Source organism: Thermoanaerobacter sp. YS13, assembly GCF_000806225.2.
Taxonomy (GTDB): domain Bacteria; phylum Bacillota; class Thermoanaerobacteria; order Thermoanaerobacterales; family Thermoanaerobacteraceae; genus Thermoanaerobacter; species Thermoanaerobacter uzonensis.
The window spans coordinates 1,064,259-1,089,055 of sequence record NZ_JOOI01000001.1 but is presented as its reverse complement, the minus strand read 5'-3'; the positions used below and the strand labels follow the sequence as shown (position 1 = coordinate 1,089,055).

Here is a 24,797-nt window from a genome sequence, read left to right as displayed (position 1 = left end):
TATGGAGTGATGTTATGAGTTATTCTGTAGAAGAACTTCTCAATCTTGCAATAGAATTAATAAAAGAGGCGGAACAGCGAGGAGCTACTCTCCGCCTCTTAGGAGGATTAGCGTTTTATTTTAATTCCCCTACTGCTAGGAAGTTGCCAGCATTTCAACGCCAATACAAAGATTTGGATTTTGCTGTGAATCCTAAAGGAGCACGCTATTTAACAGAAGTTTTTAAAAAATTAGGGTGGAAAGATGATCAATATTTTAATGCTCTTCATGGAGCCACACGTATGCTTTTTTACTTTGGAGAAAATCAAGAACTTCAAGCAGATATTTTTATTGGCGTATTCGAGCAATGTCATAAACTCAATTTTGAAAAAAGATTATCTTTATCCTCAACAACATTACCTATTTCAGATTTGCTACTCACTAAATTACAAATTCATCAGTTGAATAGGAAAGATATCCTAGATGTTATAATGCTTCTTTATGACCATGATTTTGGTCGTGTTACTCCAATAGAAAAAGATGATTTGGATTATATAGTTGAATTAACTAGTAATGATTGGGGTTGGTATACTACAATTTCGGATAATTTGAATATAATTGAATCTATGATTTCAGAATTTGTGGAAGATACTAATGATTTAAAGCGAATTCAATCTAATATCAAATGGATTTACAATGCTATCCAAGGAGCTCCAAAATCAATTAAATGGAAATTGCGTAATATTATAGGGCGGAGAATTCGTTGGTATGATGAACCAGAAGAAATAAAACGGTAAAGGAGGATGACTGTGCCATTCAAAATTTTTTTTACAACTGATATTCATGGTTCGGAACGTTGTTTTAGAAAATTTATAAATTCTGCAAAGTTTTATGATGCTCAGGTGCTAATCCTAGGTGGTGATATAACAGGTAAAGTAATTATTCCAATAATAAAAAATGCAAATAAAATGTATCGAGCTGTAATTTCTAATCGCCCTCGAGAAGTAGCTGAGGATGAATTGAACGTGCTAATTGAGGAAATTCGCTTTAATGGTTATTATCCGTATATAACAACTACAGAGGAGTTAGCTGAGATTGAGGCTGAGCCTAAAGGGAAAGAGAGACTTTTTAGATTAGCGATAAAAGAAAGTTTAGAAAAATGGTTTGCTTTAGCTGAAGAAAGATTGAAACCATTAAATATTAAAGTATATATTTCCCCGGGAAATGATGATGATTTTATTGTGGATGAGGTATTGAAGTCATCGGATTTTATTATAAATCCGGAAGAAAAAGTCGTTGAAATAGCACCTGGTGTTGAAATGCTTACATTTGGATTTGCTAATCCTACGCCGTGGAATAGCCCGCGGGAATTATCTGAAGAAGAGCTAGAAGAAAGATTGACTGTTCTAGCAGATAAAATGTCATATGAGGGAATTTCTATATACAATATTCATGTTCCTCCTTTTAATACCCCGATTGATCAAGCACCTAAATTGGATTCTAATCTTAAACCTGTTGTAGAAGCCGGGCAAATCGTGATGACAGGGGTAGGCAGTAAAGCTGTTAGGAATTTAATTATGAAATATCAGCCGACTCTTGGATTACATGGGCATGTGCATGAATCAGCAGGTATAGTCCGTTTAGGTAAAACTGTCTGCATAAACCCTGGAAGTGAATATAATGATGGAGTACTGCGAGGTGCATTAATAACAATTGATGAAAAAAAGAAAAAAATTTCATATCAATTGACGGTGGGATAAAAGATGAAAGATGAGAAAGAAATTGTAGTAGATATTATAAAAAAAGCAGGAGAGATTCTTCAAGATGGTTGGAATAAAAAAAATTTTAAAATTTATCGGAAAGGAACAATTAATTTAGTTACAGAAATAGATAAAAAAATTGAATTTCTTATAATACAACTTTTAAAACAATATTTCCCTGATTATGGTATTCTTACAGAAGAAAGCAAAGAAATTAACAGCAAAGCAAATGTGCGATGGATTATAGATCCCTTAGATGGTACTACTAATTATATAAAACAATATCCGTTTGTAGCTATATCAATTGCTTTAGAGAAAGAAGGAGAATTAATTTTGGGAGTTGTTTATAATCCGATTTTAAATGAAATGTTTATAGCTCAAAAAGGATGTGGTGCGACTTATAATGGGAAGCCAATTCATGTTTCTAAAATAAAAGAATTGGGATTGGCAGTTCTAGCATCGGGCTTTCCTTATGATGCGTGGCAAAATCCTGATAATAATGCTAAACAATGGAGGCAATTTCTTACTCGTAGTTTATCTCTTCGATGCGATGGATCAGCAGCTCTCGATCTTTGTAGAGTAGCTTGTGGACAATTGGATGGTTATTGGGAAAAGGGAATTAGCCCGTGGGATGTTGCAGCTGGTATTGTAATATTGCGCGAAGCAGGAGGAATAATTACTGATTATTTAGGTGAGGAAAATTTCTTTAAACGTGGAGAAGTTGTTGCTGCAAATCCTGTTCTCCACGCACAAATGTTGAAAGTTTTAAATAATTAGTGAAATTTTATTTTACTTTAGAATAAAAATCAGGGCTTTCAGGATATCTCTCAGTTTGTTGACAAAATTAAAAAATTTTTCAAAGGAGATATTTATCCTCGGTCTTGCAAAGTTTCCCGGCACTCAAGTAGGAGAGTTTGATAGTGCAAAAATAGAAAAAACAAGCATACTTACTTGAGTGCCGAGTCGCTTTGTAACAAATTACTCCTTATTTCAAAATATCTTCTTTAGGAAGGTTTGTTTACAATCTGAGAGCCTTCAGGATAAGGCTCTCTTTTTGTGTGTGCTAGGCACATGATAAATTTAAACAAGTAAGCTATTTACGGGTGTGAGTGGGTGCTTAATAAAATATTCTTTAACCTTTTACTCCATATGTAATGATGGGGGTATGACAACATAAATTTTAGAAAATATCTTTTTATGATATAATTTAATAAAATAATAAAGGGATAAAGTAGAAATTTTTCAAAGTACGGTATAGGAGATGATATAATTGGAAAGTAAAGAAAAATTAAGAAATATTTTAAATAGGTTAAATGAAATAGTGATTTATAGAAATATCATTAATCATGGTCTGGTAAGAAAAGCAATTAAAATTTTACAAGAGCTTTCGAAAGAAAAACCTTCTATTGAGTTTATTTATGCTGAATATAGCAGTTTTTACAAAGATATTACTGGATATGCTTTTAAAAGGAGAATTTATAAAAACATTTGGCCTACTTTTTTAGCAGAAGAAATTGCTTACGATGAAAACCCCTTTAGCCGTATTTCAGAAAAATATGGTTTTGATGCCGTAAGCAATTTAATGATTAAGGTTGTCGAAAAAGAAATAGGGATTTTAAAGGAATTTTGCTCTATAAACATAGCGGAAAGCGTAAATAATTCATTAAATACGGAATTGCCTGACTTTGAGAGGTATATTGATGGGAGCTTTTTCAAGTCAAAGATTAGTTTCACGGAAATTCTCAACACTAGTCACACATTAGAGGATTTATGGGAACTGAGAGAAGATAAATTTGCTGAATATCTGTCTGATTATTACCATTCAAACGGATGTGGCATTTTTGGAAAGTATAAAGCTTTTCGCTGGGTTACAGAAAATGGGTCAGGACAATTAAAAGGAATAGAAAATGTTGACCCTATAACCTTTGAGGATTTGATAGGATATGAAGAAGAACACAAAATAGTTATAGAAAATACAAAAGCTCTCTTAAAAGGTTTTCCTGCAAATAATGTGCTTTTATACGGCGATAAAGGTACTGGAAAGTCTTCTACTGTTAAGGCTTTGCTCAATGAATTTTACAAAGAAGGCTTGAGGCTTATTGAAATTAGCAAAAATGATGTAGGTGATTTGTCATACATAATTGATATAATTAAAGACAGAGGAATGAAATTTATATTGTTTTTTGACGATTTATCTTTTGATGAAAGTGAAGTGGAGTATAAAGAACTTAAGTCGATATTAGAAGGTGGAGTAGAGGTTTTACCTTCAAACGTGGTAATTTATGCGACGTCAAATAGAAGGCATATTGTCACAGAGAATATAGAGGACAACGAACTTCACAATACAGATGCGAGAGAAGAGAAACTTTCTTTAAGTGATAGATTTGGAATAACTGTTACATTTGTTTCACCCAGCCAAGAAGAGTATTTAAAAATTGTTAAAGGATTAGCTCAAAAGCACAACATAGAAATAGAATGGAATTTTTTAAAAGAAAAAGCATTGAAATGGGCTATATGGCATAATGGAAGGTCTCCAAGAAGTGCAAAGCAATTTATAGACCATTTAAGGTATGAATTATCTAAGAATACTGTTTGAGTTTTTGAAGCTTGTTTTACAAATAAAATAAAATTGCATAACTATAAAGCATGGCTTTTAATTTTTTAAAGTTAGATATATAATAAAGGTAAATAAATTGATAACGGAGGGATGAAGTGATGAAATTTTTTCTTGACACTGCAAATGTTGACGAAATAAGAGAAGCTAATGCATTAGGTGTAATAGCAGGTGTTACTACAAACCCATCTCTTATTGCTAAAGAAGGAAGAGATTTTATTGAGGTAGTAAAAGAAATTACTCAAATTGTAGATGGTCCTATAAGTGCAGAAGTTATAAGCGATGACCATGAGGGTATGATTAAGGAAGCAAGGGAATTGGCAAAGATACATAAAAATATAGTAATAAAAATTCCTATGACAGCTGAAGGCCTAAAAGCAGTAAATGTTCTTTCAAAAGAAGGGATTAAAACAAATGTGACGTTAATATTTACAGCAAATCAAGCATTACTTGCAGCTCGTGCAGGTGCGACATATGTAAGTCCTTTTGTAGGAAGGCTTGATGATATAAATACAGATGGGATGCAGATTATTGAGGATATTGTTACGATATTCAATAATTACGACATAGATACAGAAATAATAACTGCAAGTGTAAGACATCCTATACATGTTTTACAGGCAGCAAAACTAGGGGCACATATAGCGACAGTACCATATAAAGTGCTCATGCAGATGGTAAAACATCCGCTTACAGATGCGGGAATAGAAAGATTCAAAGAGGATTGGAGAAAAGCAGGACTTAAAATATAAATTGATAAAAAAGCAGGGTAGAATTAGGAAATCTATCCTGCTTTTTAAGTTATTTAAGAGTAATTTTGAGAATATAGATAGTAAGAGGTGGTTAATGTGAGAAAGCCTTTTACTATTTTGTTATATTTGTTAGTGATATTTTTTCTTATATATTGGCCTTACTATATGAATCTTTATGAAAAAGAACAAATACAAGAAAAAAATCAGGTAGAAGAGGAGTTTAAGGGGATAATAACTTTTTGGGATTTTCCTCATCCTTCAATTAAAGACCCGGGAGGACTTGAATTTATAAAAAAGAAAATAGAATTATTTCAGTACAAATACCCGGGTGTGGTAATAGATTTTGAGCCTCTTTCATACAAAGACGGATATGAAAAACTGATTAACTCTTCTAAAGATGGCTCTTTGCCAGATATTTTACCTGTTGGGGCAGATTTTTATTTTATTTCAAAGGATTATTTAAGTCCTATCAATAAATATGTAAATGAAGAGTTTAAGAAACAATACAAGGAAGGCGTTATTGATGCTATAAGTTATAAAGGCAATATTTATGGAATGCCTTTAGGAATGTATACTAATGTTCTTTTTTTAAATGTTGATATGTTTGCCGAAAAAGAAATTCAATTGCCTGAAAATGGGGAATGGAATTACGAAGAATTTGTTGATAGTATGACAAAACTCACTTACACTGAAGGAAAAAAGGATAAAAAATATTTTTATGGATTAGGTCTTTCTCTCGCGCCTGATAGCTATAATTTATGGGGGTTTTTACTTTTAGATGGTGCGAGGACTTTTGACAAAGAAAAGTATTCTTTTTTTGGCCCTCAAGCAGTTTCAGGGGTGCAAAAAGTTTTGGATTTATTCAATAAATACAAGGTGGTAAATCCTCTTTCACTTGAGGAAGACAGAGAAAAATTATGGCAAGACTTTATTACTACTAAAAACACTGCTGTATTAATAGAAGAAAGCTATAAAATAGCACAGCTTAAAAATTTACAATCAAAAGGAAAGCTGTTTGAGTTTGATGTAGCTATGTACCCTGAAGGTGAAAGTGGCATACCATTGACATTATCACCTAAAATATATGCCTATGGTATAAAGAAGGAAAAAGATGAAAAAAAGCTTAAGATGGAGTATAAATTTATAAAGTTTCTTACAGAAGACCAACAAAAGGTTATTGAATTAGGTTATGTACCAGTTAAAAAAGATAAAGTTACTGAAGATGACAAAATGAAAAGAATTGAATTAGCTACTAATTATACAAATATTATTCCACAATTTGGCGGATGGAGAAAAATAAACAACACAGTGATTACAAAAATAAAAGCAGGAATAGAGAATAACAAAAATGCCTTTGATATAACAGAGGAAATAAAAAACAGTGTAAGTCAATTTGTACACTAAAAATAACAGGTATTATTATTTTTTTTACTTTTTTACTGTGTCATAATACCTAAGAGTATCTCTTAATATTTCTTGTGCTATTGGCGCGGCTACTTCTCCTCCCATATGTCCATTTTGTGTTGGATTTTTAACAAGAACTAATACTGCAATTTTTGGGTTTTCAACTGGTGCAAATCCAGCAAATGATGCTACGTATTTTCCTGGAGCATAATTTTCTGTTGTACCTGTTTTTCCACCTACTGTATATCCAGGTACTTGTGCCGCTTGACCAGTACCCTCTGTTACTGTTTTTTCAAGTATATACTTCATTGTATCGGAAGTTTTTTTAGAGATAACTTGTCTAACTATTTGAGGCTTATATTCTTTAATTATTTTATCGCCGTTTTCGATGTATTTTACAATATGTGGGACCATAAGGTTTCCACCATTTATAACGGCAGAAAAAGCCGTAATCATTTGGATTGGAGTTACAGCGATTCCTTGTCCAAAGGACATAGTAGCGAGGTCGACAGGATATATCTTTGACTTTGGCAAAATCATTCCACTGGCTTCTCCAGGAAGCTCAATTCCTGTTGGAGTGCCGAAACCAAAAGCTTGTATGTATTTATAAAAGGCATCGACACCTAATCGTTCTACTACCTGCATAAAAACCGTGTCACTAGATTTTTCTATAGCTTCTTCGAAGTTTATCTTACCTAATTTTGTCCAGCTATTAATTCTACGTCCTGATACAATATAATAACCGGGGTCGTCAAATTGCTCATCAGGTGTAACTACCGCTGATTCTAAAGCAGCAGAAGCAGTAATTACTTTAAAGACGGAACCAGGCTCATAAATGCTAGAGACTGCCGGGTTTGACCAATAGTCTTGTGAGGATATTTTTTGAGGGTTATTAGGATCAAAATCAGGTATATTTGCCATTGCTAGGATTTCACCTGTTTTGGGATTCATGACTATTGCTGTTATACCATTTTCTGGTTTATATTTCTCATAAGCATTTTTTATAGCTTTTTCTGTATAACTTTGTATTACAGAATCAATTGTAAGGACAATATTATCACCATTTGTAGGTTTGTAAAGCTTGCTTGGGACTCCTATTTTTCTACCTTCTGCATCAACAAGAGAGATTTCACGACCAGGGATACCACTTAAGTATTTATCTAAAGAATATTCAAGACCATACAAACCGTTCCCATCAATTCCTACAAAACCCAATACTTGTGATAGCATTTTACCGTTGGGATAGTTTCTCATAAAAGTATCTTCTACATATATCCCTGGTATGTTAAGACTTTTTATTTTGTTTATATCTTCTAGAGAAATGGACCTACCAAGTACAGCCCATTCCGAGTTTTTATTTGAAAGAATTTTATAAAGTGAGTCCTTGTCCATATTTAAATATTTATAGAGTTCTTCTGAAACTTTTTGTGGATTTTTTATAAATTTAGGAGCCGCAAATACATCTCCTGCTGGAACATTACAGGCAAGGATATTCCCGTTTACATCATAAATATTGCCCCGTTGAGGCTTTAATATGATATCAGCAGTACTTTGCCTTTCGACTGCCATGGCAAGTTTTTCAGAGTTTATACCCTGTATCCATATAAGCCTTACGATAAGGGCGAAAAACATGATAGAAAGAAAGATAAATATGGTAAATGTTCGCTTTTTTACATATGATGTCAATTTTATCCTAACCCCTTTTTATAAAGATTTTGTTTATCCAATCTAATTATACCATAGATATTTTTGTGGTATAATTAGATAAAAAGATAAAAATAATTAAGATTTATTAAATGTTAAGCAAAAATTATAAATCCAAACCGAAAAACAGTTTTTAATATATAGCCTTTTCACTTGTGTTTTTGTTTAAAAAATGTATAATATATTATAGAGAAAAATTAAATAAGGGTGATGAAGCTCACCTTATTGCCGTGAAGGCTAATGGCTTCTACGCACTTTCGTAGAAGTCATTTTTGTTTATTTGACAAAAAAGAGAGGATGAGAATCTGCATGAAGTTAGAATTTATTCCATTGTATGAGGTTTTTGAAAAATATAAGGGAGGTTGTCCAATATGTAAGATTATAAAAGACGAAGAAAAAGCCTATTGTGAGCATTTGTTTGAAGATGAGGTTTTAAAAGACCCTGAAATGTATTTCAAAATAAGAGAGACAAGTTTTTGCCATTATCATTTGGAATTATTGAATAACTCATATGATAAATTAGGTTTGGCAATTGCATTAAAAGCAAATATCAGTTATAAATTGCAGCAGATTACAGACAAACGTAAGTCTTTAAAGAAAAAAAGAGGGAAAGAAACAAAAAACAAATGCCTTATTTGTGATTATTTAAGTGAAAGAGATAAATACCAGATGCATATATTGATAGATATCTTACATGCTGATAAAGATTTTGTTGAAAGGCACATTGAAGGCGTGTCTAGATTATGTTTCCACCACTTAAATATGCTTATGGAAACTGCAAAGGATGTTACACCACAAATTGAGAAAATATTTAAAATAAATGAAGCTGCAATTGAAAAAAATATTAATGACCTCGAATGGTTTATAACAAAATTTGATTATAGATTTCAGGATGAACCGTGGTATGACTCTAAGGATTCAATTGAAAGAGCATTGAAATTATTGAAGGGTGGTTATTATGATTAGGATTTCTTTTGAAATTACTGATGAAAGCTTTGAAGAAATCAAAGAGTTAGTTGCTGACTTTGAAAAAGATGGTTTTACAGAAGAAGACGCATATAGAGCTATTTTTGAAATGGGGATTAAAGCATATCAAATAGAAAGGGATAATCCTAATGAAGATGACTTAAGAAAACAGCTTATTTCTATGGCGTCTAAATACTCTGCAATGAAATTTAAAAATTTCCAGTTGATGCGTGACAACCAAACACTTGAAATAAGATTAAAAGGTTATGAGTCTGAAAATAGATATCTTAAAAAAACTTTAGGTATAAGGGTTGATGAATAATGAGATATATATGTCCTATGTGTTTTAAAATAGCTGAAATTGGAGAAGAAAAGTGCTCAAATTGCGGATATGATTTTAAAAATATATCAGATGATGATTACAGTGAAAAACTTATAAAAGCCATAAATCATCCGGATTATAATGTAGCTTATATGGCAGCAAAAATAATTGGAGAACTTAAAATAAAAAAAGCAGAAAAAGTATTGATAGAACATTTACGCAATAATGGGGGTAAAAAGGACCCATATATTGAACAGATTATTGTTTGGGCTCTTGGAGAGATTGGTGGAGAAGAGTCTCACAGGTTTCTTTTAGAAAACAAAGATAAATTCTCAGTTTTAACAAAAAATATCATTGAAAATTCTTTGGAGAAGATTAAAACAAGAGTGGCAAATAAGGAGGGTGAGTCAATTGGAAAATAAAGAAATAAAAAACAATGAGAATAATAACATTAAAGTCTTGGGGTGGGTTGCATTTTTTGGTGGATTAAGTCAGGATATGATTGTACCTATTTTACCTACTTTTTATACGCAGATTCTGGGACTGAGTAAAGAAATGGTAGGTTTAATAGAGGGAAGTGTCACTACAGTTGTAAGCCTTATGAGAATAATATCCGGAATAATTTCAGATAAGATTGGTAAAAGAAAATCGATTGTGTTTATTGGATATTTATTTTCCGCTGTTGGAAGAGTATTACTGCCATTGACGAATGGTGCTGCAATGGTTTTTTGGTTGAGACTGGTTGATGGTATTGGAAAAGGTACAAAAGATGCGCCGAGAGATGCACTTGTTGCAAAATCTTCTAAAATGAAAAATATGGGTTTTTCGTTTGGATTTCAAAGAATGCTTGATACATTAGGTTCCTTCCTTGGACCATTGATTACTGCCGGTTTAATGCTCTTGTTTGCCAAATATATAGATTCTATAAAGTACAGATTAATATTTTTGATTGCTGGGCTTGTAGCTTTTATCACAATAATCCTCATAGGTTTATTTGTAGTGGAGCAAAAGGGTGAAAGAGTAAGTTCATCTTTCAAATTAGATTTGTCTGTTTTTAAGGGAAAATTTCTGCTGTTTTTCATTGTAATGCTGATATTTACGCTTGGCAACAGTAGTGATGCATTTTTGATTTTAAGAGCACGCAGTGTTGGTGTAAAAGATTCAACGATACCGATAATTATAGCTATGTTTAATCTGTTTTATGCTTTATTATCAGTACCAAGTGGAGTATTGTCTGACAAAATAGGAAGAGTTAATGTAATAAGGTTAGGTTGGATTATTTATGCAGTTACATATCTCGGTTTTGCATTAGCAAAATTGCCGTGGCATATTTGGGTTTTGTACACGATATATGGGGTTTACTATTCAACAACGGAAGGTGTTGCAAAGTCTCTTGTTGCACATATAGTCGATGATAGTAATAGAGGAACTGCATTTGGGCTGTATAATGCATCGATGGGACTACTCGCACTTCCCGCAAGTTTTATTGCTGGATATTTGTGGGATAAAGTATCTCCTGCTGCACCCTTTTACTTTGGAGCATTATGTTCCATAATGGCAGTTGTTTTAATAACACTGTTTAAAATTGAAAAAAATTAAAAGGGGGGTGAGAGAAATGCCGTCTGATGTAGATTCCTGGGCAAGAAATGTGAGAGACTACAGTGAAATTCCAGAAATATTTAAATTTTACTATGATGAGAACTTTAAAGATTCAAGCCAGTTTTTAAATGCTATATATGCTCCTGCTGATAGCTGGGGCAGAAAAAAAACAAATGATAAACTTATACTTTTGTATGAAAATAGCATCGTTTTTCTTGAAAGTATAAAAGGTAATATTGACGCTGTTTCATATCCCATTCAAAATATCAATTATATTGAAAACGGTTCTATATTGTTGTACTCGTGGTTAAAAATAAATGGAGATGTAAATGGTGAAACAAAATCATCTCTTGTTGAGTACAATACTGTTGTTGAAAATATATTTAAGCCTATAATCGATGAATTACGAATATCATTGTGTGATATAGATGTACGGGAGGTAGAAGAGGAATTACATATCTTTGACTGTTTAAGGGATGTAAACTATAAATTTATGAATTATGCAAAAAAAGCTGTATTGAATGGAGAAAAGGTAATAGATTTTTTATATCAACAGGAGATAAAGGTACCATACCTAAAATTTTTTACAAGAATAAAATCCACTTCTCATATGATTATATTTACAAATAAAGAATTAATAATATTACAAGAAGAAAATGCAAAGTCTATAAAAGATGTAAAATATGGTGGTATATGGATTTATATTCCTATACATAAGATTTTAAATGCGTACATTGATGAGGAAGAAACTGGGTTTTTAAATTTATCTATTAATGTATCTGGCTCTAATGTTTTTAAGTCACGATTTGAATTTTCACAAAAGGAAAAGGTAGAATGATTAGTTGAACAAATTAACAAAATAGCAAGATACAATCTATTATAATATTAATAAGTTTCAAAAATGTCAACCGTATTATAAACGGTTGACATTTTATCAAAAAATTTATGTCAAACGGTTGACATATAAAAATTAATCAAGTATAATAAGAGTAAATCTAAAAAATTTAAAGAAAGGGGATTGTCATGAAGAGAAAAATTTTATCCATTATGTTGACGTTTGCATTGGTTTTTTCGCTCATGGCAGGCTGTGGTACAAAAAGCAGCGATAATGGAGAAAGTAATAGTACTGCTACGGCAACAAAGACTGTAAAAATTACTTTGCTAAATTCTAAGGGGGAAATTCAGGCTCAATTAGAAGATGCAGCTAAAGCTTTTACAAAAGAAAATCCGAATATTACTGTAGAAGTCATTCCTGCAGCAGCCGGTCAGTCACCTTTTGAAAAGGTTACCTCCATGTATGCATCTGGTAATGCACCGACAATGGCAATGTTAGATCCAGGTGATATAGCAAAATTCAAAGATAAATTCTTAGATTTAAGCAGTGAAAAGTGGGTTTCAGATGCAATAGATGGTGCTTTAAATGCAGCTACAGTGGATGGAAAGGTTATAGCGTTTCCGTTTGCTGTTGAAGGATATGGACTTATTTACAACAAGGCTGTACTGGACAAGGCTTATGGTGGAAACTTTGATCCGAGTTCTATAAAGACGAGAGATGCTTTAGAAGAAGCATTTAAAAAAGTAGAAGCAACAGGTGCTAAAGCACTAGAAATTTCTCCAATGGATTGGTCTTTAGGCGCCCATTTCCTTTCAATAGCGTATGCGGATCAATCTAAAGATCCTGCTCAAGTAGCTCAATTTTTATCAGACTTAAAAGCGGGAAAAGTTGATTTAGCAAATAATAAAGTGTTTAATGGCTTAATGGATACTTTTGACATGATGAAAAAGTACAACATAGATAAAAATGATCCATTATCTCCGACTTATGATAGAGGACCAGAGCTTATTGGTAAAGGTGAAGTTGGATTTTGGTTTATGGGAAATTGGGCATGGCCACAGATAAAAGAATTTGATACTGCAAATGGACAATACGGCTTTATACCTGTACCAATCAGCAATAGCCAAGATGACTATGGTAATTCAGGTATACCTGTAGGTGTAACAAAATTTATCGGCATAGATAAAACACAAAATAGTGTTGAGCAGCAAGATGCAGCTAAGAAATTTTTAGATTGGTTGGTATACAACTCTACAGGTCAAGACATGCTTGTGAACAAACTTAACATTATATCTGCATTTAAAAATATAACTTTACAACCGCAAGATCCCCTTGCTAAATCTATTTTGCAGTATGTTAAGAGTGGCAATACTTTAGAGTTTATGACTACATTGCCACCAGACCACTGGTCAAAGTTAGGAGCTTCAATGCAAAAGTATTTAGCAGGCAAAATTGACAGAAAAGGCTTGATTGATGAAATAGAAAATTATTGGAAAAATGTTCAATAATACGTAAGATTTGATTGAATAACGGATAGAATGTTATTGTCTATCCGTTATTCAATATAAAAGTAAAGGAGGATATGAGTGTGGAACAAGAAAAAACTTTGTTGGCTAAACTCAAAACGTACTTGATATTTGCAGGACCTACTACCTTTGCTTTTCTCACAGTAATAATACTACCGTTTTTATATGGAATATATTTAACTTTTACTGATTGGAATGGTATTTCTGCTACACATGCTTTTGTAGGTTTTTCAAATTATTTACAAGTATTTAAAGATAAAGTATTTTGGACATCTTTTTTATTGACACTAAAATATGTATTTTTCACAGTAATATTAATTAATGTCATAGCTTTTTTCTTGGCTTATATGTTAACGAGTGGCGTAAAAGGCCAAAATTTCTTTAGAGCAGGGTTTTTTACTCCCAATTTGATAGGCGGAATATTGTTAGGTTTTATATGGCAATTTATTTTTTCAAACATTTTAGTATATTTAGGAAAATCATATAATATACCAATTTTGTCAGGCTCTTGGTTGTCAGATCCTGACAAAGCTTTTTGGGCTTTGGTGATTGTGACAGTCTGGCAGTATACTGGTTATATGATGGTGATATATATTTCAGGTTTTATGAATATACCGAGAGATTTGTTAGAAGCAGCAAGTATAGACGGAGCAAATACTTATCAAAGACTAAAAAATGTGATACTTCCATTAATGGTGCCTTCTTTTACTATAAGTGTTTTTTTGACTTTACAAAGAGGGTTTATGGTTTATGATATAAACTTGGCTTTGACAAATGGAGGACCATATAAAAGCACCGAACTCATATCACTTCACATATATAACACTGCTTTTTTAAGTCAGCAGTATGGTATTGGTCAAGCAGAGGCGTTTTTTCTCTTTTTTGTGGTAGCGGCTGTCACGTTGCTTCAAGTGTATTTTAGCAAAAAGCTGGAGGTGGAAAATTGATGGAAAAGAAAAATCGCCTACTTGGTGGAATAAAATTTTTTGCTTTAAGTATTTTTTTGGTACTTTATATATTTCCATTTTTTATAGTTTTAATTAATTCCTTTAAAGAGAGAAAGGAAATCCTAGAAAACCCACTCAAGCTTCCGTCGGTGCTGAATTTAAGCAATTATATTGATGCTTTTACAAAAATGAATTATCTACATGCTTTTTTGAATTCTTTGATTATAACTGCTTTTAGTGTATTTTTGATTACATTGCTGTCATCAATGACTGCTTATATTCTTGTAAGAAAAAAGTGGAAATTTAATCAGTTTATGTTCTTTTTTATGGTGGCATCTATGATTATTCCTTTCCAAGGGATAATGATACCCCTTGTAAAAATATATGGTTCTATCGGCATGATGAATAGCAAATGGGCATTGATTTATATGTATGTAGGTTTTGGTGCATCTTTGGCCGTATTTATGTATCACGGTTTTATAAAGAGTATACCATTGGAATTAGAAGAGGCTGCTACTATTGATGGGTGCAGCCAGCTTCAGACTTTCTTTAAAATTGTTTTTCCGCTTTTGAAGCCAGTAACAACAACAATAGCTATATTGGATATTTTGTGGATATGGAATGACTTTCTATTGCCATATTTAGTACTCATGGCGCCAGAGCAGAGAACTTTACCGCTTTCTGTTTTCTATTTTTATGGAACTTACACGATTGAATATGGGCCTGCTATGGCAGCTCTTATGTTAGCTACAATTCCTGTAATAATTGCATATTTACTAATGCAAAAGCAGATTATAGAAGGCGTTTTAAAGGGTTCAATAAAATAAAGGTCTGGAGGTAGTAGAATTGGAACTTAAAAATATAAATGATGCAAATAAGTATATTCAAGCAAATAAGAGTAGATTAAATTTACAGTATAGATTGAAATACCATCTAATGGGTGAATATGGTTGGATTAATGACCCCAATGGATTTATATATTACAAAGGTAATTACCATTTGTTTTATCAGCACAACCCTTATGAAGCAGTTTGGGGTCCAATGCATTGGGGGCATGCGATTAGTAAGGATTTGGTTAAATGGTCTTATCTTCCAATAGCGTTAGTGCCGGGAGATGATTTTGACAAAGATGGGTGTTTTTCAGGTAGTGCCATTGAAAAAGACGATATGTTATGTTTACTGTATACTGGACACATATATACAGGACCTGATAAGAGTAAAGATTATAAGCAGGTTCAAAATTTGGCTTACTCGAAAGATGGCATTAATTTCATAAAATACAGTAAAAATCCTGTAATTAGAGAAAAACAAATTCCAGAAGAAGCAAGTAAAAAGGATTTTAGAGACCCTAAAGTTTTTAAAAACGGACAATATTATTACATGATGTTAGGTTCAAATGATGGAAATGGACACGGGCAGGTCTTATTATATAAATCAACAAATTTAAAAGATTGGGATTTTGTAAATATACTTGCGAGAGGGAATGAAAACACAGGTTACAATTGGGAATGTCCTGATTTATTTGAATTACAGGGCAGGCATGTACTGATGGTATCTGCAGAACATATAAAGACTAGAGGGAATGATTTTAATAGTACTCACTCATCTATATATTTTATTGGAGATTTAGACATAAACAAAGGGATATTTAAGTTTGATATTGATGGTTATCAACAGATTGACTATGGATTTGACTTTTATGCTCCACAAACTACTAGTGATAAATTGGGAAGAAGGCTTATGGTTGCATGGATGGATATGTGGTGGGAAGTTATGCCAACACAGGAAAGAGGCCATAATTGGGCTGGAGCCATAACATTACCAAGGGAAATTTTAATGGTTAATGGTAAATTATATTTTAGGCCGATTAAAGAAATAGAAAACTACAGAAAAAATCATTATAAGCTTATAAACTTGAAGATAGATGGAGAAAAAAACTTAGACACATATGGTGACTGTTATGAACTTGAAGTTGAGTTTGAGGGGGGGAAAGCAGAGGAATTTGGTTTAAAAATAAGAAAAGGAGACAATGAAGAAACTATTTTATCATATAAAAGAGATGAATCATTATTTATATTTGACCGCAATAAATCAGGTATAGGGCCTAAAGGAGAAAGGAAAATAAATGTAGCTTTAAAAAATAATAAACTTAAACTCAGAGTATTTGTAGATGTAAGTTCGGTTGAGATATTTATTAATGATGGGGAAAAAGTAATGAGTGGAAGGATATATCCTAGCAAAAATTCGGTAAATATATCTGTATATTCCAAAGGGGAATGCAAAATTAATTATTTAAATAAATGGGATATTGTTGTAGATTAAATTTATTGATAAATTTAAAGTTAGCGTTACCACAGTGTAAAATAAAATCTGTGTGGGGTGATTATAATGTATGATGTTATAGCTTTAGGTGAGTTGCTGATTGATTTTACTCCTGCAGGGTTTTCTGATAATGGAAATACACTATTTGAAATGAATCCTGGGGGAGCACCTGCAAATGTGTTAACTGCTGTTACAAAATTAGGAGGAAAAGGTGCTTTTATAGGTAAAGTAGGTGATGACCAATTTGGATATTTTTTAAAAAAAGTGCTTGAAAATAATCAAATTAATACTGACGGTTTAAAATTTGCTACAAAAGCAAATACAACTCTTGCTTTTGTACATCTTGATGACAAAGGAGACAGAAGCTTTACTTTTTATCGAAATCCGGGAGCTGACACAATGTTGGAAGAAGAGGATATTGAACTGGATTTAATAGAAAAAGGAAAAATATTTCATTTTGGGTCTTTATCTATGACAGATGAACCTTCGAGAAGTGCCACATTAAAAGCTATTGAATATGCAAAACAAAATAAAAAAATTATTTCATATGACCCAAATTGGAGACCACCTTTATGGGAAAATGAAACTGTTGCGAAAAAAGAAATGGTTTTGGGATTACAATATGCAGATATAGTGAAATTATCTGAAGACGAACTACAATTTCTAACTGGAGAATCAAACTTGGAATATGGCAGTAAAACATTATTTGATTTGGGGATAAAACTAGTTTTAGTAACTTTAGGAGCAAAAGGTTGCTATTATAGACATACATCGGGCACAGGACATATACCTGCATATCGTGTAAATGTGGTAGATACAACAGGAGCTGGAGATGCTTTTTTAGGAGGAGTTCTTTATAATATATCAAAAATAGATTATCCCCTAGATAAATTAAAAACTCAAGAACTCGAAAAAATTATTGACTTTTCTAATGCTACCGGTGGACTATGCACAACTAAAAGAGGAGCAATTCCTGCAATGCCAACATTAGAAGAAGTAAAATATTTACTAGTACATGGTGTAAAATCGTTGTAAAATATGCCATTAGTCCATATAAAAATTTTGTAGGCTAAATTAAGCGAAAGAAAAGCGATTTTAATACACTTACTGTCTCAAAGAAAACTTTAATTGTAATGACGATAAAGGTATAATAGAAGAGGAGATAAAAAGTAGTAATAGAAGGTGATAAACATGCCAACTATAAAAGACGTAGCGAAAAAAGCAGGAGTTACTGTTACGACTGTATCAAGGGTCTTAAATAACAGAGGTTATATAAGCGAGGTAACGAGAAAAAAAGTCTATGAGGCGATGAAAGAATTAAATTACCAGCCTAACGAATTAGCAAGGTCCTTATACAGAAAAAAATCCTATTTAATAGGTTTATTAATTCCCAATGTATCACATCCTTTTTTTGCAGAATTGACCGGTTATATAGAATATTATGCTTATCAAGAAGGTTATAAAATTTTGTTGTGCAATTCTGGGCAAGATAGTAGCAAAGAAAAAGGATATATAGATATGCTGAAAAGACATCAAGTTGATGGTATAATTATTGGCAGTCATACCTTAGAAGCAGAGCAATATTTAAATGTGAAACTTCCTATAGTGGCAATTGATAGATATTATTCCAATATACCTTATGTAGCTTCAGACAATTATAAAGGTGGAATTTTGGCTACAAAACTTTTGATACAAAAGGGATGTAAAAAAATCGCTCACATAAGCGGACCATTGATTTTGAATACACCGGCTAATAACCGTTATAAAGCGTTTAAAGAGGTAGCAACACAAGAGAATGTTGAGTATTTTGTTGTAGAAACAAAGTTAAATAGATTTGAAATAGAAGAATATAAAAAAATAGTAAGAGGCCTTTTTAAAGAACATCCAGACATTGATGGTATATTTGCCAGCAGTGACTTAATCGCTGCTTCTGTAATAAGTGTGGCTAAAGAGTTAAATAAAAAAATACCTCAGGATTTGAAAATTGTAGGTTATGATGATATAAATGTTGCTAATTTGGTAGTTCCCTCTTTAACAACCGTAAGACAACCAATTAAAGAAATAGCAAGAAAAGCTATTGAACTGATATTACGCCAAATAGATGGTGAAAAGGTGGAAAAAGAAAATATTTTGCCTATAACTCTGATAGAGAGGGAGACTACGTAATTTTGAACTTTCTTGACTTTTTTATTCAATTAAATGTATAATTTTGTGTGCTGGCCCAAACATTAGCTTAAATGGAATATACCATATTTATAAATTTCTGACTTTGCCAACAAGCATAGGCTTCCATACTAATGTGGAGGCCTATATTTATTATTCAGTACAAGCACAAGACAAACTATAAAATCATATATAAAAATGAGTATATAAAATTTTATGAAAAGAGTGATCGCTATGAAAGAAGAAAAAGAAGGATTAAATGCTTATTTGCTTGTAATTGTACTTTCGTTGATTCTCTATTTCGGTTTGGGTTATGCAAAACCTGAAGAGCCAGCGATAATAATTTTTCCACTGCCAATAAGATGACATAAAAGTTATAGGGGGAGAAAATACATGTTTTCATCGGATAATTTAGAATCCCAATTGAAAGATTTGCTATTAAAGCTAGGATTAAGGGAAAATAGCGAAGAGAATGGTCAAAAAGAAAATAAGGAGGAGGATAAAGATGAAGAAGGTGGAGAACATCCTGATGTAGATGGAGGGAAAGGTGATAAAGGGAATGGGGAAAATGGTGAAAAAGATAATACAGGTGGAAAAGGAGGAGATGAAAAAAAGAAGGGAGTCTTAACCCCTTCACAGATAATGGTTATTTTAGGTATACTTAGTGGAGCTTTGGAACCTATCTCAATAATTGTGGATAGAAATCAAAATGTGCAAATTGTTTTATCAGGTACATTGATAGAAAAAATAGAATCAAAAGAGGATACGCAACCCAAAGAAGGGGATTTTTTAGACAACGTAATAAAAGCTTTGTTTTAAAAAGTGTAGTTCAAATATCATTTTTTAGCGCTTATTACTATGAAGGAGCCTTTGCCAAAGCCATATCTTACAGGTTCTTTTTCTTTTATTTCATCAAGTTTTTTAAAAATGGTCTGTGAGAAATTGAAATTTTTAAATCCTGCTTCGTAAAGCAATTCAACTATTTCACTTGTAGAATAAAACGTTGCTTCTTTGTAAAATAGACTTTTTTCTTTATTTGCTTGATATATTTTGCCAATTGTGCTCTCTCTATCTACAAAGCCTATTAAAATCGTACCGCTATTTTTAAGTACTCTAAAACATTCTTTGAAGGATTTTAGCACATCGTCTACAAAACATACAGTCGTCACCATTAAAACAAGGTCAAAAGAGTTGTCTTCAAACGGAAGATTTTCTGCTACTCCATCTACCACATTAAGACCCCGTTCTAAAGCAATTTTTCTCATTTGATAAGAAGGTTCTACTCCGCTTTTTATACCTAGAGGTACTGCAAACTTTCCAGTTCCGATTCCTACTTCCAACCCTTTTTCAAATTTCGGCATAAGCAATTTTACAGCATCTAATTCCGATTGATAGGCGTATTCATTTTTTTCAAACCATTCTTCATATCTGTCAAAATGTTTTTCAAAAGCAGATATTTTAGGCATAATTTCTCATCCTTTCTGAAACTTTTTTCTACTTTTTCTTCTTGCCTTTCAAAACTCATAGGTTTATTCTTTGAAAGTTACACTTTAAAAGTCAGACACACTCTTTAATAAATCTTTCCTTGATTTCATTATATCATATAACAGAAATATACGCATATCTTTAGCTTTTACTATCTTGCAAAGTTTTTACATTTTGGGTATAATGATATTGACAATTGTATAAAAAGTGATGGAACTCACTTCAACCGCCGAAAGGCTGATAGTTCCTACTTGGTGTAAAAGCCAGTAGGAACTATTTTGCTTTTTAGGGGGTGATAGTAAAAAGGGGATGGATATTGAGTGCTATAAAATTATTACAGCGATGGAGCTCGCTTAATGCACTAAGATGCTGATAGCTCCTACCATAAATACACCAAAATATTAAATAAGAGAAAATAATGCAATTAGGAGGTTATACCAATGTGGCTGACTTACAGTTGGTGGTTGGGTTTGGCTTTATTAGCAGGATTAATTGCAGATTGGACAGGTATATCAATATCATTAATTGAGATTTTGGTAGGGGTTATTGCTGGTAATTATTTAGGATTTCAAACGAATGATTGGGTAAATTTTTTGGGAGGTGTTGGGAGTATTTACTTGACGTTTTTAGCTGGGGCAGAAGTTGATCCAGTAGTTTTAAAGTCGAAATTTAAAGAAAGTATCACAATAGGGATTTTAGCTTTTATTTTCCCTTTTGCAGGAGCATTTGCTTTTACTTACTTTGTGGCGGGATGGACATTGCAAGCATCTGAAATCGCGGGTATTGCCCTTTCAACAACTTCCGTTGCAGTAGTATATGCTGTAATGGTGGAAAGCGGACTTAATGAGAGCGAACTTGGTAAAATTATTTTAGCTGCTTGCTTTATAAATGATCTTGGAACAGTTTTAATGCTTGGAATTTTGTTTGCGAACTATAATAAATGGATGCTATTGTTTATAGTTGTTACAGCATTAATAACTGGGCTTATGCCCTCTGTTACAAAAGAATTCTTTAAAGTATATGGCAATAAAGTAGGTCAGTTGGAGATAAAATATTTATTTTTCCTGGTGTTTTTAACAGGTGGTTTAGCGTCAATGGCAAATAGTGAAGCTGTACTTCCAGCGTATATACTTGGGTTAGCAGTGTCAGGGTTTTTTATGAAAGAAAAAAATCTGTTGTTCCGTATGCGTTCGATAGTATTTGCAATTTTTACACCTTTTTACTTTTTAAAAGCAGGATTGTTTGTTTCTATTCCAGGTGTAATCTCAAATATTCTATTGATTGTAATACTGTTTTTAATTAAAATTGCAACAAAATATATAGGTGTTAAACCTACTACTTTGATGTTTAAATTCTCTAAAAGAGAAGGAACGTATACCACACTTCTAATGTCTACAGGACTTACTTTTGGAACAATTTCAGCAATGTTTGGATTATCTCATAAAATAATAACAGTAGACCAATATACTGTTCTTGTTACTGTAGTTATTTTAAGCGCAATTATACCCACCTTGATTGCAGAAAGGTTTTACAGGCCAGAAACAGATAATTTAATTGGAGGTGGAGAAAATGTTTAAAAGAATTTTACTCGCATATGATGGCTCAGAATACGCAAATAAAGCCTATGAATATGTTTTGAAATTAGCGCAAATAAATGGTGGCTGTGAGGTGTATTTAATTTCAGTTGCCAATATCCCGGAATTTGTAAATTCGAGAGATGAAGTGGATGAAGCTTTAAATGCAGCAAAATTATATTATGGAAAAATTCTTGGCAATGCGAGAAAATTGGCTAATGAAAAGGGGATAAAAATATTTACAGAGGTGATACCAGGTCATCCTGTAGATTCAGTAATTCGCTTTGCAGAAAAGCATGAGTGTGATTTGATTGTTGTAGGGGAGAAAGGTACCAGCGGTGTAAGAAGGTATATTATTGGTAATGTAGCAGAAAATATAGCAAGGCATGCAAAATGTTCTGTTCTCATTGTGAAGTAGAATGCAATAACTTATATAGAAGGAATCGAAATTCAGGTATGGTTACTCCATATCTGAATTTCGATTATATTGTGGCTAGGAGGTGAGGTTATGAAGAAACAATATGACCAGATTAAAAAAAGTTTAGATGTGATATTTGAAAAAATAGAAAGAATATCAAAAGATATCAATATTAAAGCAGTAGGAGAATCTGTTTCAGAAGTTAAAAATAAATTTTGCAATAATATTTTTTATCTTGTGATATTAGGACAATTTAAAAGAGGAAAATCAACATTTACTAATTATATGTTAGGAGCTGATATACTTCCAACAGGTGTTGTTCCTTTAACATCTGTTATAACAAAAATCCAATATAGCACTGATATATGGGCAAAAGTTCTATATGATGATGGCAGAAGTGAAAATATTGACATTAAAGAATTGGATTTGTATTGCACAGAAAAAAACAACCCTAAAAACATAAAAGGAGTTAAGGAAATACATATAGGGTATCCTTTTGAGTTTATAAGTAATGACGTAGTAATCATAGATACACCGGGAATTGGTTCAGTCTATAAACATAATACAGATGTTGCATATAGTTATATAAATAAAGCTGATGCTGTAATTTTTTTGCTTTCAGTAGACCCTCCTATAAGTGAACTGGAAAAGGAGTTTTTGTCTAAAATTTCTGAAAATGTTAATAAAATATTTTTTGTTTTAAATAAAATTGACTATGTAAATGAAATGGAGTTAAAGGAAATAATCAATTTTAATGAAAATATTGTAAGAGAAATTACAAAGAATGATAACATTTCTATTTATCCAGTTTCTGCTAAATTGGCATTAGAAGGCAAAATATCAAAAGATAATAAAGCAATTGAAAAGAGTGGAACTCAAAAGCTGGAAAATGATTTGCAGAATTTTTTAATAAAAGAAAAAGAAAAAGTGTTGCTTGAAAGCTATGCCAAAAATATTGAAAGAATTATTTCGATGTGCCAAACTTTTTTTGAAAGCAGTATAAAATTGAAACAAATTCCATTAGAGCGTCTTGAATCTAATATAAAATCTTTTGAGAACTTTATTAAAGAAGTTGAAAAAAGTAAAAAAGAAATATCATTATTGTTTCAAGGAGATATGAAAAATATTTTACAGAATTTTGATAAAAAGATGGAAGAATATAAACAGTTTATCAGTATAAGAGTATCAGAAAAGATAAAAGAATATTACCACAGTATTCGTGACTTTAGTCGAATTAATCAGAAAAAAGAGCTTGAAAAGTACCTCGAAAGAGCTATTATAGAAGAATTTGAAAAATTAAAAGGTCATATTGAAAGAGACATTGAAGAACAGTATAGTAAAGCTTTGTCTAATTATCTTTTAAGGCTCAATGCAGTCATTGATGAAATAAAAACAGTAGCAAACGAATTGTTCGGCATAAATCTGGAATATTTTAGAAGCGTAGGTGGTATTACGGCAGAGAGTAAGTTTACATACAAGATAGGATATGATGTTGGTGCATTGGAAATAGACCCTGTGTATTTTACCTATTTTTTGCCTAAAAAATTTGCTGGAAAAATTATTTTAAAAAGGATTTTAGATAGAGTAGACATTGATGTTGACAGAAACATAGGTCGTATTCGTTATGATTTATTAACAAGGATTGAAGAAAGTTTTAGTGAATTTGAAAAAGATATGAATTTTAAATTACAGACGATTTATGATACTGTAAAAGAACTACTTGCTAAGTCAATAAAGGATTATAAATTTGATAGAGATAGCTTCGAAAGAGAAAAAGCTTATTATCAGACATTGCTAAAAGATATTGAAAAAATACGTGAAGAATTAGAGCATGTTTTAAATATGTTGAAATAATATAGTGAAGTATATAAATGAAAGAATTTAAAAATTCAACAATAAAAAATATTTTTTTGGGTAAAATATTATTGACATAAGTTCATAACAGTGATATTATATAACTAGGTAATGGTCATATGACCAAAATAAAAGAGGAGGGATTGATATGCCAAGAGGAGATGGAACAGGTCCAATGGGTTTAGGCCCAAGAACAGGAAGAGGCTTAGGATATTGTTCAGGATATAATGTACCTGGTTATTTAAATCCTGTAGGAGCATACTGGGGATTTGGCAGAGGCTTCGGTTGGTTTGGCAGAGGAAGAGGATTTAGACATATGTACTATTTAACAGGACTTCCTGGTTGGGCAAGAGGATGGTATGGTTATGGGTATCCTCAATATCCTGGCTACAATATAAATGAAAAAGATGTTTTAAGTGCCGAAGCAAAATATTTGGAAGACCAATTAAAATATATAAAAGAAAGATTGGACCAATTAGAGAAAAAAGACGATAAAAAAGAGGAATAATTAGTTTTAAAAGTCGCAGTCACGCAAGTGGCTGCTTATTTTTATGCTTTAATTTGATATAATTT

The 24,797-nt window shown here is 32.0% G+C and carries 25 protein-coding genes and 2 riboswitches; of the genes, 23 read left to right on the top strand and 2 right to left on the bottom strand.

The features are described 5' to 3' along the window. The first annotated feature begins 14 nt into the window (after window positions 1-14). From THYS13_RS05605 to THYS13_RS05580, 6 genes are all read left to right on the top strand, one after another. Window positions 15-776, top strand: coding sequence for a hypothetical protein (locus tag THYS13_RS05605; protein ID WP_052210469.1), 762 nt, complete (start codon window positions 15-17; stop codon window positions 774-776). Window positions 777-788: 12 nt separating this feature from the next. Continuing rightward, window positions 789-1,739 (top strand): metallophosphoesterase, encoded by a 951-nt coding sequence (locus THYS13_RS05600; RefSeq protein WP_201035657.1) that lies wholly within the window; start codon window positions 789-791, stop codon window positions 1,737-1,739. Between the two features lie 3 nt (window positions 1,740-1,742). Continuing rightward, a complete protein-coding gene (locus THYS13_RS05595; protein ID WP_042833521.1) occupies window positions 1,743-2,516 on the top strand; it encodes an inositol monophosphatase family protein in 774 nt (257 codons plus the stop codon). Between the two features lie 493 nt (window positions 2,517-3,009). Continuing rightward, entirely contained in the window at window positions 3,010-4,335 is a 1,326-nt protein-coding gene (locus THYS13_RS05590; protein ID WP_042833520.1) for an ATP-binding protein, read from the top strand. A 119-nt stretch (window positions 4,336-4,454) separates the two neighbouring features. Then, window positions 4,455-5,105 carry a fructose-6-phosphate aldolase gene (gene fsa, locus THYS13_RS05585; protein WP_042833519.1) on the top strand — a complete coding sequence of 217 codons (651 nt, stop codon included), beginning with the start codon at window positions 4,455-4,457 and terminating at the stop codon, window positions 5,103-5,105. 96 nt (window positions 5,106-5,201) lie between these two features. Further along, the gene (locus THYS13_RS05580; protein WP_042833518.1) at window positions 5,202-6,509 is read left to right on the top strand and encodes an ABC transporter substrate-binding protein; all 1,308 of its coding nucleotides are present in this window, start codon (window positions 5,202-5,204) and stop codon (window positions 6,507-6,509) included. A gap of 24 nt (window positions 6,510-6,533) precedes the next feature. Here the strand turns inward: THYS13_RS05580 and THYS13_RS05575 are convergent, their stop codons facing one another. After that, window positions 6,534-8,195 (bottom strand): penicillin-binding protein 2, encoded by a 1,662-nt coding sequence (locus tag THYS13_RS05575; RefSeq protein ID WP_042833517.1) that lies wholly within the window; start codon window positions 8,193-8,195, stop codon window positions 6,534-6,536. Between the two features lie 215 nt (window positions 8,196-8,410). Further along, a riboswitch (Fluoride riboswitch) is annotated at window positions 8,411-8,470 on the top strand. Window positions 8,471-8,522: 52 nt separating this feature from the next. Here THYS13_RS05575 and THYS13_RS05570 point away from each other — a divergent pair. The 13 genes from THYS13_RS05570 to THYS13_RS05515 all read left to right on the top strand — a co-directional run bounded on the left by THYS13_RS05570 (window position 8,523) and on the right by THYS13_RS05515 (window position 19,712). Further along, window positions 8,523-9,179, top strand: a complete 657-nt coding sequence (locus THYS13_RS05570) for a DUF6062 family protein (protein WP_042833516.1) — start codon at window positions 8,523-8,525, stop codon at window positions 9,177-9,179. Beyond that, entirely contained in the window at window positions 9,172-9,501 is a 330-nt protein-coding gene (locus THYS13_RS05565; RefSeq protein WP_042833515.1) for a hypothetical protein, read from the top strand. Before THYS13_RS05570 ends, THYS13_RS05565 begins: the two co-directional genes overlap by 8 nt. Next, window positions 9,498-9,923: a HEAT repeat domain-containing protein gene (locus tag THYS13_RS05560; protein ID WP_082990373.1), complete on the top strand. Its 426-nt coding sequence runs from the start codon at window positions 9,498-9,500 to the stop codon at window positions 9,921-9,923. Before THYS13_RS05565 ends, THYS13_RS05560 begins: the two co-directional genes overlap by 4 nt. Next, complete coding sequence (locus THYS13_RS05555; RefSeq protein ID WP_042833513.1) at window positions 9,913-11,100, top strand: MFS transporter; 1,188 nt, start codon at window positions 9,913-9,915, stop codon at window positions 11,098-11,100. Before THYS13_RS05560 ends, THYS13_RS05555 begins: the two co-directional genes overlap by 11 nt. Window positions 11,101-11,116: 16 nt before the next feature. Continuing rightward, window positions 11,117-11,938, top strand: a complete 822-nt coding sequence (locus tag THYS13_RS05550; protein ID WP_052210468.1) for a hypothetical protein — start codon at window positions 11,117-11,119, stop codon at window positions 11,936-11,938. 185 nt (window positions 11,939-12,123) lie between these two features. After that, window positions 12,124-13,443, top strand: a complete 1,320-nt coding sequence (locus THYS13_RS05545) for an ABC transporter substrate-binding protein (protein WP_042833512.1) — start codon at window positions 12,124-12,126, stop codon at window positions 13,441-13,443. Window positions 13,444-13,517: 74 nt separating this feature from the next. Next, window positions 13,518-14,408, top strand: a complete 891-nt coding sequence (locus tag THYS13_RS05540) for a carbohydrate ABC transporter permease (protein ID WP_012268656.1) — start codon at window positions 13,518-13,520, stop codon at window positions 14,406-14,408. Continuing rightward, window positions 14,408-15,235 carry a carbohydrate ABC transporter permease gene (locus tag THYS13_RS05535; protein WP_042833511.1) on the top strand — a complete coding sequence of 276 codons (828 nt, stop codon included), beginning with the start codon at window positions 14,408-14,410 and terminating at the stop codon, window positions 15,233-15,235. The genes THYS13_RS05540 and THYS13_RS05535 overlap by 1 nt, the downstream gene beginning before the upstream one ends. A gap of 19 nt (window positions 15,236-15,254) precedes the next feature. After that, window positions 15,255-16,730, top strand: a complete 1,476-nt coding sequence (locus THYS13_RS05530; protein ID WP_042833510.1) for a glycoside hydrolase family 32 protein — start codon at window positions 15,255-15,257, stop codon at window positions 16,728-16,730. A gap of 66 nt (window positions 16,731-16,796) precedes the next feature. After that, window positions 16,797-17,765 (top strand): carbohydrate kinase, encoded by a 969-nt coding sequence (locus tag THYS13_RS05525; protein ID WP_042833508.1) that lies wholly within the window; start codon window positions 16,797-16,799, stop codon window positions 17,763-17,765. Between the two features lie 156 nt (window positions 17,766-17,921). Further along, the gene (locus THYS13_RS05520) at window positions 17,922-18,896 is read left to right on the top strand and encodes a LacI family DNA-binding transcriptional regulator (RefSeq protein WP_003868037.1); all 975 of its coding nucleotides are present in this window, start codon (window positions 17,922-17,924) and stop codon (window positions 18,894-18,896) included. A gap of 213 nt (window positions 18,897-19,109) precedes the next feature. Then, window positions 19,110-19,259 carry a hypothetical protein gene (locus tag THYS13_RS14240; RefSeq protein WP_156770930.1) on the top strand — a complete coding sequence of 50 codons (150 nt, stop codon included), beginning with the start codon at window positions 19,110-19,112 and terminating at the stop codon, window positions 19,257-19,259. A gap of 27 nt (window positions 19,260-19,286) precedes the next feature. Next, window positions 19,287-19,712, top strand: a complete 426-nt coding sequence (locus THYS13_RS05515) for a hypothetical protein (protein WP_042833507.1) — start codon at window positions 19,287-19,289, stop codon at window positions 19,710-19,712. A 17-nt stretch (window positions 19,713-19,729) separates the two neighbouring features. Here THYS13_RS05515 and THYS13_RS05510 read toward each other — a convergent pair whose 3' ends face one another. After that, the gene (locus THYS13_RS05510) at window positions 19,730-20,359 is read right to left on the bottom strand and encodes a class I SAM-dependent methyltransferase (protein WP_003870832.1); all 630 of its coding nucleotides are present in this window, start codon (window positions 20,357-20,359) and stop codon (window positions 19,730-19,732) included. Window positions 20,360-20,575: 216 nt separating this feature from the next. Further along, a riboswitch (Fluoride riboswitch) is annotated at window positions 20,576-20,635 on the top strand. Window positions 20,636-20,818: 183 nt separating this feature from the next. On the opposite strand from THYS13_RS05510, the gene THYS13_RS05505 reads away from it, so the two are divergent. The 4 genes from THYS13_RS05505 to THYS13_RS05490 all read left to right on the top strand — a co-directional run bounded on the left by THYS13_RS05505 (window position 20,819) and on the right by THYS13_RS05490 (window position 24,732). Continuing rightward, window positions 20,819-21,955, top strand: a complete 1,137-nt coding sequence (locus THYS13_RS05505; RefSeq protein WP_042833506.1) for a cation:proton antiporter — start codon at window positions 20,819-20,821, stop codon at window positions 21,953-21,955. Beyond that, window positions 21,948-22,370 (top strand): universal stress protein, encoded by a 423-nt coding sequence (locus THYS13_RS05500; protein WP_042833504.1) that lies wholly within the window; start codon window positions 21,948-21,950, stop codon window positions 22,368-22,370. Before THYS13_RS05505 ends, THYS13_RS05500 begins: the two co-directional genes overlap by 8 nt. A gap of 90 nt (window positions 22,371-22,460) precedes the next feature. Continuing rightward, entirely contained in the window at window positions 22,461-24,224 is a 1,764-nt protein-coding gene (locus THYS13_RS05495; protein ID WP_042833503.1) for a dynamin family protein, read from the top strand. Between the two features lie 148 nt (window positions 24,225-24,372). Then, window positions 24,373-24,732, top strand: a complete 360-nt coding sequence (locus THYS13_RS05490) for a DUF5320 domain-containing protein (protein ID WP_003870834.1) — start codon at window positions 24,373-24,375, stop codon at window positions 24,730-24,732. Window positions 24,733-24,797 lie beyond the last annotated feature (65 nt).